Here is a 13,034-nt window from a genome sequence, read left to right as displayed (position 1 = left end):
CAGAACCTGCCCTTACGGCATGATGGGCAGATAGGATTTTGCAATGCTGGATGCAAAGACGGGCATGCTGCTTTGGGCGTCGGAGACGCTTACCCTCGCCCTGCTTTTGGGAACCCTGTGGCTGCACCGCCCATCCCGCCGGCACAATCTCTATTTCGCCGCCGGTTTCGTCGCCACCGGCGTCGGAACGGTGATGGTGGCGCTGCGCGGCGATATCCCCAGCTTCCTGTCGGTCGAGGCCGGCAACGCGCTCGCCCTCTCGGCTTTCGGGTTCTGGCTCGCCGGCCTCCTGTCCTTCGAACAACGCAAGACCGCCGGCTGGATCGCCATTCCGGCGCTCCTGTGGGTGGCGGGCATGTTCATCGCCCCCATCCGCGAAAGCATGGTCTCGCGCATCCTGCTCTATCACGCCTGCGCGGCAACCGGGTATTTCATGCTGGCCGGCGTGCTTCTGGCCAGCAAGGCGCGCGCATCGCTCAGCCGCAGGGTGCTGGCGGCCATCTTCATATTGCAGGCATTTTCCGGCGCCCTCGTAGCGTCCATCGTCATTCCCATCAATGTCACGGCCCCCAACGCCATTCCTCTGACGGCGGCGCTCGCCTTTTCAGGCATTCTCGGCTTCACCGTCATCATCATGATCAGCGCCAAGATCATCATGGAAGACACGGAAACCCGCCTGCACCGGCTTGCCATGACCGATCATCTTACCGGCGTCCTCAACCGGCGCGGCCTTCTGGAAGAGTTCGAGCACATCAAAAAAAGGTCGCCGACCTCCAGCCAATACGTGGCGCTGGTGCTGTTCGACATTGACCATTTCAAGAAGATAAACGACAGATACGGCCATCAGTCGGGCGATGCGGTGCTTGTGCATTTCTGCAATCTGGCGCAGCACGTCATCGGCGATCGCGGCCTTTTCGTCCGGATGGGCGGCGAGGAATTCGCACTGGTCGCCGAAGTGGAAAGCCCTTCCAGCACGGTGACGCTTGCGGAAGCCATCCGCAGCAATCTGCGCCTTTCCAAGATCAGTTCGCGCGGCGAAGGCATCGAGGTCACGACCAGCGTCGGCATATCCGAAGCGATGATCAAGGATGCAGACCTGAACGCAATGATGACGCAGGCCGACCGCGCGCTTTACGCGGCAAAGAAGGCCGGCCGCAACAGGACCGTGATCCATGTGAATTCGGCCAATGTCGTCGTCCCCTCCCCGGACCGGGACGAAAACCCGATGGACAACAATGCCGACCGGCAGGTCGCCGCGCTGAACCGGATATCGGTTATCGCCGGCCGGTGACAAGGCGACCTAGCGGGCGACAGGTAACGAAATAGCTAGGAGGGGTTTTTCACGTCCTTCCCAAACCACCGAGCGCGGAATAAACCATAGGCATGACAGCGACATTCCCCTTTCTTAAAATCGATCCCGCCACGCGCCGCGTTTCCCTTGATGCCCGTGACCCGGCCTTCTACAGCGATCCGAACCCGGTCTATGCCGCCCTGCATGCCCAATGTCCCACCTTCTACTGGGAAGAGCAGCGGCAATGGTTCTTCACCGAATACGACCATGTCAGCGCCCTCCTGCGCGACCGCCGGTTCGGACGGCAGATCCTGCATGTTGCAAGCCGCGAGGAAATCGGGCTGGCAGAGCCGCTCGATCATGTGAAGCATTTCGACGCCGCCGAGCAGCATTCGCTCCTGGAACTGGAGCCGCCGGAACACACGCGGCTGCGCACGCTGATCAACCGCGCCTTCGTTTCCCGGCATGTCGACAAAATGAAGCCCGAAATCGAAGAACTCGCCAACCGCCTGATCGACGCCTTCGAACGGAACGGCGAGACGGAACTACTCTCCACCTATGCCGACATCATCCCCGTAACGATGATCGCACGGATGATCGGCATCCCCGAGGAAATGGGGCCGCAGCTCCTGAAATGGTCCCATGCCTATGTCGGCATGTACATGTTCAAGCGCACGCCCGAGGATGAGCTTCTGGCGGACAAGGCGGCGCATGAATTTTCAAACTACGTGCGCAGCGTGATTGCCGAGCGGCGGGCTGAGCCGAAGGACGACTTGCTGAGCCACATGATCCATACGGAGCACAAGGGCCAGTATCTGACCGATGACGAGCTGATCTCCACCACCATCGTGCTCCTGAACGCCGGGCACGAGGCGACGGTGCACCAGATCGGCAATTCCGTGCGCATCATTCTGGAAAGCGGCATCTCGCCCGACATCCTGTTCCACGACGAGACGGCCACGGAACGCACGGTGGAGGAAACGCTGCGCATCTGCGCGCCCGTCCACATCTTCCAGCGCTGGGTTCTGGAGCCGGTCGAGATCGACGGCGTGGAATTCAAACGCGGCGACAAGGTCAGCCTCATTCTGGCGGCGGCCAATCTCGATCCCGCAAAATTCTCCGATCCGCTGGCCTTCAGGCCGGACCGGAACGAAGGCGCCAACGTCTCCTTCGGCGCGGGCATCCACTTCTGCATTGGCGCGCCGCTGGCAAGGCTGGAGCTGAACCTCGCTCTACCGCTGCTTTTCAAGCGCCTGCCGGGTTTGCGGATTGCCGAGCCGCCCAGGGTCAAGGACGTCTATCATTTCCACGGTCTGGAACGGCTCGATCTCAGCTGGTAAGTCAGGAGGCGAGGTCCGCTTTAGATCTGCGCCAATCCACCATCAACGGAGAGTTCAACGCCAGTAATATAGCTGGCCTTGGCGGAAGCCAGAAATAGCACCGCCTCGGCAATTTCGTCAGGGTGAGCCATGCGACCGATCGGTGCGGCCCCCTTCAGATAGTCCTCGAAACCGGCGATCTTCTCCTCATCCATCTTCAGACCGTTTTCCATGATCGGCGTGCGGGTGACACCGGGGCTGACCGTATTTACGCGGATGCCTCGCAGCTTTAAGTCATTGGCGAAACTGCGGGCGAATGAGCGTACCGCTGCTTTCGAGGCGTTGTATACGCTCAACTTTTCCAGGCCCTTGTTACCGACAATCGAACCCGTCAACACAATCGAACCGCCGTCGCGCACCACCGGCAACAACGTTTGCACAGTATAAAACACGCCTTTCACGTTGATGTCGAAAATCCGATCGTAGAGCGCCTCATGGGTTGCGCCAAGATCGTTGTTCTCCGCGATACCGGCATTGGCCACCAACACATCCACCTTCCGTCCATCGCTTTCTATGCGGTTCTTGAGCTGTTCCAACTCCGAAAGCTTGGCGACATCGGAAACGACGCCGAATGCGCGGTCGCCCAGTTTGGCGACCGCCGCGTCGAGATTCGCCGCATTGCGGCCCGTCACATAAACTGCGGAAGCACCGCCTTCCAAAAATAGCTTAGCTGCCGAAAAACCAATGCCTGTCGATCCGCCTGTGACGACGACGACCTGCCCATTGAAAATTCCAGACATTGCAATCTCCATAAATATCCAAATTTCCGAATTACCATAATTCGGTATTTCGGTTTTATTGAAATATTGAAGCTTGTCAATCCATATGCTACTGCCTGTTCATGGTTCAGTTTTTTCATCCCGCTCGCGAGGACATATCTCTTACCGCCGTATTGGCTGCGCTCGGCGAGCCCGCCCGAATGGGCATCATCCGTAAATTGTGGAAGTCCGAGGCCGGGCAAAACTGCGCATCTGCAGCCCCCTGCCCGGATATGCCGCGCTCAACACTTTCCAGCCATTTGCGAATCCTGCGTGAGGCGGGATTGATCCGCACCCATAAACAAGGTGTTGAAAATATCAGTGTTGTGCGTATCGATGATATCGAATCCCGCTTTCCCGGGCTTCTTCAATCGATTCTCTCATTCGACGTGCAATGAAGCGACCTGAACGGGCTTCCACCATCACAACCGGATAACATAATCCTTTCGCGTCGTTTCGACGACCTCCCAGGTGCCCTTGAAGCCCGGCCGCAGGACCAGCCTGTCGCCCGGTCTCAGGTCACGCGGGGTTCCGCCATCCTCGGTCAGGACCGAATGGCCCTCGAGAATGCTGAAATACTCCCATTCGTCATAGATCACCCGCCATTTTCCGGGCGTGGATTGCCAGACGCCGGCATAGATACCGCCCGGCGCTTCCTCCAGATTCCAGGTGGTGAATCTGGGGGCGCCGGAAATCAGTCTTTCCGGCGCGGGTGCACTGTGCTCCACCTCCGCCGCAACATCGCCGGCCGCAGCGGTTTGTGTATCTTCGAATACCAGAAAATTCGTCATGACGGCCCCTGCCCTTCAGAGCTTCGCAAGCGATTGTTCGAGATCGGCGATGATGTCCTTGACATCCTCGATGCCGATCGACAGGCGCACCACATCCGGCCCAGCGCCGGCCGCCGTCTGCTGTTCCGGCGTCAGCTGTGCATGGGTGGTGGAGGCCGGGTGGATGACCAGCGACCGCGTATCGCCGATATTGGCGAGATGCGAAAAGAGTTGCAGCCCTTCCACCAGCGCCTTGCCGGCGGCGTGACCGCCCTTGATGCCGAAGGTGAAGACGGAGCCTGCCCCCTTTGGCGAATAATGCTGCTGGATGGCGTGGTTATCGCTGTCTTCCAGCCCGGCATAATGCACCCAGCCGACCTTGGGATGCGCCTTCAGCCATTTGGCGACGGCGAGCGCATTGTCGGAGTGGCGCTGAACGCGCAGCGGCAGGGTTTCTATGCCGGTCAGGATGAGAAAGGCGTTGAAGGGCGAGATCGCCGGGCCGAGATCGCGCAAGCCAAGCACGCGGCAGGCGATGGCGAAAGCGAAGTTGCCGAAGGTCTGGTGCAGCACGACCCCGGAATATTCCGGCCGGGGCTGCGACAGCGACGGGTACTTGTCGGTCGCCGACCAGTCGAAGGTTCCGCCATCGACGATGATGCCGCCCATGGAGTTGCCATGGCCGCCAAGGAATTTCGTCAGCGAATGCAGCACGATATCCGCACCATGCTCCAGCGGCCTGAGCAGATAGGGGCTGGCCATGGTGTTGTCGACAATCAGCGGCAGGCCATGCCGGTGGGCTACATCGGCGATGGCAGCGATATCCACGAATGTGCCACCTGGATTGGCAAGGCTTTCGATGAAAATGGCGCGGGTGCGGTCGTCGATCTGCTGTTCGAAACTGGCGGGGTCCGTCGCATCGGCCCAGCGCACCTGCCAGTCGAAGCCCTTGAAGGCGTGGCCGAATTGGTTGATGGAGCCGCCATAAAGCTGCCGGGCTGAGACGAAATTGTCGCCGTGTTGCAGCAGCGTGTGGAAGACCAGCAATTGCGCGGCGTGACCGGATGCGACGGCGAGCGCCGCCGTGCCGCCCTCGAGCGCCGCGACACGTTCTTCCAGAACCGCCTGGGTGGGGTTCATGATGCGTGTGTAGATATTGCCGAACTCTTTCAATCCGAACAGGGCGGCGGCGTGATCGGCGTCACGGAAGGCATAGGCCGTCGTCTGGTAAATCGGCGTTGCGCGCGCGCCGGTGGTCGGATCAGGCTGCGCGCCCGCATGCACCGCCAACGTTGAAAACCCGGGATTGCTGCTCGACATGATGTTTCCTCCAATAGAATTTTGGAGGGATCATAATGCCTTGGCGCCAAATGATAAGTCCAATGTGTACCAACTATCGCACAATATTGAGACGCGGATACTCAATTGCGGGACAACGATCCATCACCACGTTCATACCGTAGGCTTCCGCCTTCGCTGCGGCATTGTCGTCTCTGACGGAAAGCTGGCCCCAGATCACCGATGGCCGCTCTGGCAGCAATATGGCTTCATCGACAATCGCCGACAAATATTCCCGTGCACGGAAAACATCGACCATATCAACGGTTTCAGGGATATCGGCGAGCCGGGCGTAAACCTTCTGTCCCAATATCTCCTTGCCCGCCTGACCGGGATTGACCGGTATGACACGGTAACCCTTGGACAGCAGAAAACGCATGACGCCATGGCTCGGCCGATCAGGGTTGGGAGAGGCTCCAAGCAAAGCGATGGTCCTGACATCCGTCAGAATTTTTCTGAGATAATCGGGTTCGTAACTATCATGCTGCATGTCAACTTATCCTCTGGCACATCGGGCGGTTTGAGGACCTCCGGCGCATTTCCACCGTTTGACCGTCTCGCGAGTACCGCGTCTCCCGCACGGACCCGGGAACGCGTTTTTTAGCGCGGCTCTTCGCGCCGTCACTTTCATTTAGGAAGCGCCATCGCTCTCTTGAACCCCTGCACGACTGAAAATATCGAACGGATCGGGTTCATCGTCCCGTGGCGGCACATTTTCGTCCGCGCAAAATGATTTCGCAAAAACGCTCAAATTGCCGTTGTATTGAGTATTTTTGTCCACTTTTCAAAAGGCGCACATGGGACGGAATGCCGCCTCAAACACCATTAGCGTGCATTTCATGCGCCCTTCGTCTCCTGTTTGTTTTCATTCCGTTCACCGATAAATTAGGCTTATCTAATTTTCATAAACTTATTCCACAGATCAAATCATCAATCGATCTGTAACGTCACAGTTAATGCTTCGTCGACAAAGTGAAATTTCTTTTCAGTTTGGAGATATGGCCCCTATTCAAATTGATACACTGGTGAACCCGGCGGCGAACGATCGTCAATAGACGAATATTAGTCGAATTGGCTTCTTTTTGCGAAAAAATACCCGCCGGCAAAACCATAAGCTGTGCGTCCGGCGTCGACGCACCCGTCTTACTGATGAAAACATGAGCAGGACAACATAAACGCCTCCAGCGAAACCGGCGGCTTCACCCCGCAACATGCACGTGCCCGAAACTTAACGCGCGTCATAATCCGTAAAGTGGCCGCAGCTTTACATGAGGAAATCGGGGAGCCTCCCGCACCGAATTTCGAGCGACCGGCGCGTGATACCGCCATCATCTAAAATGGATTACGGTTTTCAGGCCGATGCTGTAGGTTGCCTAAAGTAGCCCGCGAGCGAGTCTCTATCGTGACATTTGACATTCTTATTCTGGTGCTTCTGGGCGCAATACTGCATGCCGGATGGAATGCGCTGGTCAAATCCGGATCCGACAAGTCTCTGGACGCCTCGCTGATCGCGGCGGGGGCAGCCGCTTGCTCGTTACCCTTCCTGCCGTTCCTGCCGTTTCCCGCGCCGGTCGCCGTTCCCTTCCTCATTGCCTCCGCCGTCCTGCAATTCGCCTATTTCCGTCTTGTCGCCGCCGCCTATACGATCGGTGATATCGGCCTTGTCTACCCCGTCATGCGCGGCGTGGCGCCCCTGATCGTTGCGGCGACAAGCAGCCTGTTCCTGAGCGAGGTTCTAAGCCCGCTTGCGCTTGCCGGGATCGCCATCATTTCCGGCGGCATCCTCACCCTCGCCTTCGAGGCGCGGCGCGGCGGCGGAAAGGCGATCGTCCTTGCGCTCATCAATGCCTTCGTGATCGCCTCCTACACCTTTGTGGACGGCGTCGGCGCCAGGCTTTCCGGCAACGCGATTTCCTATACGCTGTGGATGTCGCTTCTGCCGCCCGTGCTGCTCTTCGGTTTCGCCTTTTACCAGCGCGGCGTCATCGCCGTTGTGCGGCATGTGCGGCGAAACTGGTGGCGCGGCCTGATCGGCGGCGGCGGCTCCATTCTCTCCTACGGGCTGGCGCTCTATGCCATGACCAAGGCCCCGGTCGCGGTCGTTGCGGCGCTGCGGGAAACCTCCATTCTGTTTGCGCTGGTAATCTCCGTCGTGATCCTGAAAGAACGCGCCAGCACCTGGCGTTATCTTGCCGGCGGCATCATCGCGGCGGGCGTTCTGGTCATGCGATTGGGTTAAAACGGGCCTTTTTTGTGAGGTAAAATATTACCACACAAATAAACCATTGTTTTTATTTGTTTATTTTTAACGCCTGCCAAAACCGTCATATTGACGCTTCCGCCGCTTCACCGTATAAGCGCGCCAGATCGGATTCCCATGGAATATGGTCATTTGCGGTTGCCTTGCGGCAGCCAAACCAAGCAACAAGAAACGCCCGTTTGCTCTTTATTCAAAAAAAGAGGATCACGGGTCCACGTTAGAAAGTCAAACCTATGTCTACTTTCGTTCAGAAGCCTGCTGAGGTGGAGAAGAAGTGGATCATCATCGACGCCGAAGGCCTCGTTGTTGGTCGCCTCGCCACCATCGTTGCAACCCGCCTGCGCGGCAAGCACAAGGCTACCTACACCCCCCACGTCGATGATGGCGACAACGTCATCGTCATCAACGCGGAAAAGATTGCCTTCACCGGCAACAAGTACTCCGACAAGAAGTACTATTGGCACACCGGTCACCCGGGTGGCATCAAGGAGCGCACCGCTCGCCAGATCATCGAAGGCCGCTTCCCGGAGCGCGTCGTTGAAAAGGCCATCGAGCGCATGATCCCGCGCGGCCCGCTCGGCCGTCGCCAGATGAAGAACCTGCGCGTTTACGCAGGCTCGAACCACCCGCACGAAGCACAGCAGCCCACCGTTCTCGACGTGGCCGCGCTTAACAAGAAGAACGTAAGGAGCGCCTGATAATGGCCGATCTTTCCTCTCTGAAAGACCTCGCCCCGGCATCGGAAGCTTCGGCTCCCGTGCACGTCCGCAAGGTTGATACCCTCGGCCGCTCCTACGCGACCGGCAAGCGCAAGAACGCCGTAGCCCGCGTATGGGTGAAGGCTGGTTCTGGCAAGATCATCATCAACGGCCGCGATTTCACCGCGTATTTCGCACGCCCGGTTCTGCAGATGATCCTCCAGCAGCCGCTGGTTGCAGCTGCCCGCGCCGGCCAGTTCGACATCATCGCAACGGTTGCTGGCGGCGGTCTTTCCGGCCAGGCCGGCGCCGTGCGTCACGGTGTTTCCAAGGCGCTGACCTACTTCGAACCGGGCCTGCGCCCCGTTCTGAAGAAGGGTGGCTTCCTGACCCGCGACAGCCGCGTTGTCGAGCGTAAGAAGTACGGTAAGGCCAAGGCCCGCCGTTCGTTCCAGTTTTCCAAGCGTTAATCGCTTCTCGGAACGGTTCGTTCAACACTTCGAAAGGCGGGGCTTCGGCTCCGCCTTTTTTCGTTAGTTTGCTCCCTTGTTTTTTCGGGCAGAAGACAGCACCCTCGGCGCAAACCGCAACGGGGTGATCAATGCCTTCCAAAACCATCGACCATGCCTTCACCGCTGCAACGCTGACATCGGCTGCGACCGACCCGACCCATGCGGGCGTCCTCTCTTTCATGCGGCGTAAATATACCAAGAACCTCAAGGGTGTATCGACGGCCGTGTGGGGCATTCCCTTCGATGCGGCGACGTCCAACCGCCCCGGCGCCCGCTTCGGGCCGCAAGCGATCCGCCGCGCCTCGGCGATTTTCGACAACGACCCGCAATATCCCTTCGCGCGCGATCTCTTCGCCCATATGCCGACCGTCGATTACGGCGACTGCCTGCTCGATTATGGCAATCACTGGAAAACGCCTGATACGATCGAAAAGGAAGCGCGCAAGATCATCTCCAAGACGGATTATCTGCTGACGCTCGGCGGCGACCATTTCATCACCTGGCCGCTTCTGAAGGCGCATGTGGCCAAACATGGCCCGCTGGCGCTGGTGCAATTCGATGCGCATCAGGACACCTGGTTCGACGACGGCAAACGCATCGATCACGGTTCCTTCGTGGCCCGCGCCGTGCGCGACGGGCTGATCGATGCCGACCGCTCGATTCAGATCGGCATCCGCACCCATGCGCCGGAGGATTTCGGCATCCGCATTCTCCACGGTTACGAGGTGGAGGAAATGCGGGCAAGCGACATAGCCTCGCTGATCGTCAAGCACACGGCGGGCATGCCCGCCTATCTGACCTTCGATATCGATTGCCTCGATCCCGCCTTCGCACCGGGAACCGGTACGCCCGTCGCGGGAGGGCCGACCAGCGCCAAGATACTTTCCGTTCTGCGTGGCCTCGGCCAGCTCGATATTCGCGGCTCGGATGTGGTGGAAGTCGCGCCCGCTTACGATCATGCTGATATCACCGCCATTGCCGGAGCCACCGTTGCGATGTATATGCTTGGCTTGCGTGCCGAACGGCTGGCGAAGGCTGGCTGACGATAAAAACGGTACTTGCCAAACTGATTCCGATTGCACTCGCAACCCTTTGAAAAGGCAGGACAAGGATATGACAGCGAAGATCTTCATCGATGGCGAACACGGCACCACGGGTCTGCAGATCCGCACGCGCCTTGCCGGTCGCCGCGATATCGAACTGCTGTCCATTCCCGAGGCCGAGCGTCGCAACGCGACGATGCGCGAGGATATGCTCAACAACGCCGACATTTCGATCCTCTGCCTGCCGGACGATGCTTCCAGAGAAGCCGTCTCCATGGTGGCCGGCAACAACAATGTCCGCATCATCGACACCTCGACCGCCTATCGCATCCATAAGGACTGGGCTTACGGTTTTGCCGAAATGGACAAGGAACAGGGCGAAAAGGTCCGTTCCGCCCGCTTCGTCGCCAATCCGGGCTGTTATCCGACCGGCGCTATCGGCCTCCTGCGTCCGCTGCGCGCTAGCGGCATCCTGCCGGACGGTTACCCGGTCAGCGTCAATGCGGTCTCCGGTTACACCGGCGGTGGCAAGCAGATGATCGCGCAGATGGAAGATCAGGGCCGGGACGACGCGATCAGCGCCAATAATTTCCTCTACGGCCTGACGCTCAGCCACAAGCATGTGCCGGAAATGACCATTCACGGCCAGTTGGACCGCGCGCCGCTGTTTGCGCCGTCCGTCGGACGTTTCCCGCAGGGCATGATCGTGCAGGTTCCGCTGTTTGCCGCCGACCTTAGGGAAGGCACGACCATCGAGACCGTGCATGCCGCACTTACCGCCCATTATGCGGGACAGGATATCGTCAGCGTCGTTCCGCTTGCCGAAAGCAAGGGGCTTTCCCGCATCGATGCCGAGGAACTGGTGGGCAAGGACACGATGAAGCTGTTCGTGTTCGGCACGCCGGGTGGCGAGCACATCAATCTCGTCGCGCTGCTCGACAACCTCGGCAAGGGCGCTTCCGGTGCGGCGGTTCAGAACATGGAACTGATGCTGTCGGCATGAGTTCGGCCACCCCCTCTTTTCCGGCCTCGTGGAATATCGAGGCCGCAAAGCAGATCGCCGATACGCCGGCCGGGGTGGTTTACGAGGTGACGCTTGGCGATGGTTCCCTTGCCGTCGCCAAGGCGCTGAAACACAAGGTTCTCAAAGACAGCCTTCGTGGCGCGGATTTCATCGAATGGCGGGCGGGCGTCGGCTGCGTGACGCTGCTCGACCGTTCCGACGACATTCTGCTCATGGAACATGCCGGCTCGGAGACTCTGCGCGACGTGCTGTTCCGCGACGGCGACGACGATGCCGCGACTGCAATTGCCGCGGATGTTCTCCTGCACTATCACCGCCCGTCGGAAGTGCCGCCGCCATCGAGCCTGCTGACATTGCCGCAATATTTCGAAAGCCTGTTCCGCAAAGCTGAACAGGATCGCAGCGACGGCGTGGACGGCCCCTATGTCGAGGCCGCCGCGCTCGCGCAGGAGCTTATCGGCAGCCAAAGCGATATCCGGCCACTGCACGGCGATCTGCACCACGAAAACATCATGCGCAGTGCGCGTGGCTGGATCATCATCGACCCGGCCGGCCTGATCGGCGATGCCGCGCTCGACGTCGCCAATATGTTCTCCAATCCGCTCGACCGCTTCGATCTGACACGCAGCGAGGCACGCATCGCTTCCATGGCAGCGATTTTTTCCAAAGCGCTCAAGCGGGACGAACGGGTGTTGCTGCAATATGCCTTTGCTTACGGCTGTCTTTCGGCGGCATGGCACGAAGAAGACGGCAATGCGCAGGAGCGCGATGACGAACTGGCGGTCGCTGCTACCATCAAGACGGTGCTGACCCAGTTTTAGGTGAGGTCAGTCCCTGACCTCAATCGCGACGGGCGCCGGATATTCGCCGATGAAGCCGCGCCAGTGGGCGACCGAAAAACCGAGAACGATCAGTGCCATGCCCTGATGGGCGAGCGCCACATGAATATCGACATGCATCAGAAGCGTGGTGATGCCGAGCGCCGCCTGAATGGAGATCAGCACGAAGAACAGCACGGCGCGGCGTGCATGCGGCGTGCCGGGCAAGGCGCGGGCAAGGGACACCATATGCCATAACGTGGCGGCAAACAGCGTGTAGGCCCCGAGGCGGTGGACGAACTGCACCGTCTTCGGGTTTTCGAACAGGTTGATCCACCAGGGCTGTTGCAGGAAAAGATCGCCCGGCACCAGGGAACCGTCCATCAGCGGCCAGGTATTGTAGGACAGGCCGGCATTCAGCCCCGCCACCAGCGCGCCGAGGTAGATCTGGAACAGACAGAGGAAAGTCAGCAGCGCGGCAAAACGACGGCCGGTGGTTTCATCGGCAGCCTCCGGCGAATGGTACGACAGGCCGCGCAATATCCACATGCAGCCCGCGAAGATGAGGCAGGCGATCGTCAGGTGCGTGGCGAGGCGATATTGCGAGACATCGGTACGGTTGACGAGGCCGGAAGACACCATCCACCAGCCGACGAAGCCCTGAAAACCGCCGAGCGCCAGAAGGCCTATCAGAGGCAGACGCAGTCGCTTTTCGATCCGGCCGGTCAGCCAGAAGAAGGCGAGCGGCAGGGCGAATATGACACCGATGGCGCGGGCAAGCAGGCGATGCGCCCATTCCCACCAGAAGATCGTCTTGAACTCGTCGAGCGACATGCCCCTGTTGATTTCCTGATATTGGGGAATGCGCTTGTAGAGCTGGAATTCCTCTTCCCATTCGGCAACGGAAAGCGGCGGGATGGCGCCATGGATCGGTTTCCATTCCGTAATCGACAAGCCGGATTCGGTCAGCCGTGTCGCGCCGCCGACAAGCACGAGACAGAAAAGCGTGAAGAGGACGACACGTAGCCAGATGCGCAGCAGGCGACGGTCCTTCTCCTGTTTCCGCAGGGCAGCCTCCACCACCATTTCCGCAGAACCATTTGCCATCGCCATGCCGCTCGAACGCATCTTTCGGGTCTCCAT

Annotated in this window: 14 protein-coding genes; 9 read left to right on the top strand and 5 right to left on the bottom strand. The window is 59.3% G+C overall.

Features of this window, described 5'->3' with window-relative positions; all coding sequences use genetic code 11:
- Nucleotides 1-43 precede the first annotated feature (43 nt).
- Both QSK43_RS10710 and QSK43_RS10705 read left to right on the top strand, forming a co-directional pair.
- A complete protein-coding gene (locus QSK43_RS10710) occupies nt 44-1,291 on the top strand; it encodes a GGDEF domain-containing protein (protein WP_332303453.1) in 1,248 nt (415 codons plus the stop codon).
- A gap of 92 nt (nt 1,292-1,383) precedes the next feature.
- A complete protein-coding gene (locus QSK43_RS10705; protein ID WP_332303452.1) occupies nt 1,384-2,631 on the top strand; it encodes a cytochrome P450 in 1,248 nt (415 codons plus the stop codon).
- Nucleotides 2,632-2,651: 20 nt separating this feature from the next.
- Here QSK43_RS10705 and QSK43_RS10700 read toward each other — a convergent pair whose 3' ends face one another.
- The gene (locus QSK43_RS10700) at nt 2,652-3,410 is read right to left on the bottom strand and encodes an SDR family NAD(P)-dependent oxidoreductase (protein ID WP_332303451.1); all 759 of its coding nucleotides are present in this window, start codon (nt 3,408-3,410) and stop codon (nt 2,652-2,654) included.
- 101 nt (nt 3,411-3,511) lie between these two features.
- Here QSK43_RS10700 and QSK43_RS10695 point away from each other — a divergent pair, with 101 nt between their 5' ends.
- Nucleotides 3,512-3,826 carry an ArsR/SmtB family transcription factor gene (locus QSK43_RS10695; RefSeq protein ID WP_332303450.1) on the top strand — a complete coding sequence of 105 codons (315 nt, stop codon included), beginning with the start codon at nt 3,512-3,514 and terminating at the stop codon, nt 3,824-3,826.
- Nucleotides 3,827-3,850: 24 nt separating this feature from the next.
- Here QSK43_RS10695 and QSK43_RS10690 read toward each other — a convergent pair whose 3' ends face one another.
- The 3 genes from QSK43_RS10690 to QSK43_RS10680 all read right to left on the bottom strand — a co-directional run bounded on the left by QSK43_RS10690 (nt 3,851) and on the right by QSK43_RS10680 (nt 6,026).
- Complete coding sequence (locus QSK43_RS10690; RefSeq protein ID WP_332303449.1) at nt 3,851-4,219, bottom strand: cupin domain-containing protein; 369 nt, start codon at nt 4,217-4,219, stop codon at nt 3,851-3,853.
- A gap of 15 nt (nt 4,220-4,234) precedes the next feature.
- The gene (locus tag QSK43_RS10685) at nt 4,235-5,518 is read right to left on the bottom strand and encodes an O-acetylhomoserine aminocarboxypropyltransferase (protein WP_332303448.1); all 1,284 of its coding nucleotides are present in this window, start codon (nt 5,516-5,518) and stop codon (nt 4,235-4,237) included.
- A 73-nt stretch (nt 5,519-5,591) separates the two neighbouring features.
- Nucleotides 5,592-6,026, bottom strand: a complete 435-nt coding sequence (locus QSK43_RS10680; RefSeq protein ID WP_332303447.1) for a CoA-binding protein — start codon at nt 6,024-6,026, stop codon at nt 5,592-5,594.
- A gap of 912 nt (nt 6,027-6,938) precedes the next feature.
- Here QSK43_RS10680 and QSK43_RS10675 point away from each other — a divergent pair.
- From QSK43_RS10675 to QSK43_RS10650, 6 genes are all read left to right on the top strand, one after another.
- Nucleotides 6,939-7,775 (top strand): EamA family transporter, encoded by an 837-nt coding sequence (locus QSK43_RS10675; protein ID WP_332303446.1) that lies wholly within the window; start codon nt 6,939-6,941, stop codon nt 7,773-7,775.
- A 254-nt stretch (nt 7,776-8,029) separates the two neighbouring features.
- A complete protein-coding gene (gene rplM / locus QSK43_RS10670; protein WP_045018727.1) occupies nt 8,030-8,494 on the top strand; it encodes a 50S ribosomal protein L13 in 465 nt (154 codons plus the stop codon).
- Between the two features lie 2 nt (nt 8,495-8,496).
- Nucleotides 8,497-8,964, top strand: coding sequence for a 30S ribosomal protein S9 (rpsI, locus tag QSK43_RS10665; RefSeq protein ID WP_045018729.1), 468 nt, complete (start codon nt 8,497-8,499; stop codon nt 8,962-8,964).
- 131 nt (nt 8,965-9,095) lie between these two features.
- Nucleotides 9,096-10,049, top strand: a complete 954-nt coding sequence (speB, locus tag QSK43_RS10660) for an agmatinase (protein ID WP_332303445.1) — start codon at nt 9,096-9,098, stop codon at nt 10,047-10,049.
- A gap of 70 nt (nt 10,050-10,119) precedes the next feature.
- On the top strand, nt 10,120-11,052 hold the full coding sequence (gene argC, locus QSK43_RS10655) for an N-acetyl-gamma-glutamyl-phosphate reductase (RefSeq protein ID WP_045018737.1): 933 nt from the start codon (nt 10,120-10,122) through the stop codon (nt 11,050-11,052).
- On the top strand, nt 11,049-11,894 hold the full coding sequence (locus QSK43_RS10650; protein WP_332303444.1) for an aminoglycoside phosphotransferase family protein: 846 nt from the start codon (nt 11,049-11,051) through the stop codon (nt 11,892-11,894). The genes argC and QSK43_RS10650 overlap by 4 nt, the downstream gene beginning before the upstream one ends.
- Before the next feature lie 6 nt (nt 11,895-11,900).
- Here the strand turns inward: QSK43_RS10650 and QSK43_RS10645 are convergent, their stop codons facing one another.
- The gene (locus QSK43_RS10645; protein ID WP_332303568.1) at nt 11,901-13,004 is read right to left on the bottom strand and encodes a COX15/CtaA family protein; all 1,104 of its coding nucleotides are present in this window, start codon (nt 13,002-13,004) and stop codon (nt 11,901-11,903) included.
- Between the last annotated feature and the right edge of the window lie 30 nt (nt 13,005-13,034).

Origin of the sequence: Rhizobium sp. GR12 (genome assembly GCF_036596185.1) — a bacterium.
Lineage (GTDB): Bacteria > Pseudomonadota > Alphaproteobacteria > Rhizobiales > Rhizobiaceae > Agrobacterium > Agrobacterium nepotum.
This window is presented reverse-complemented; position numbering and strand designations above follow the sequence as displayed.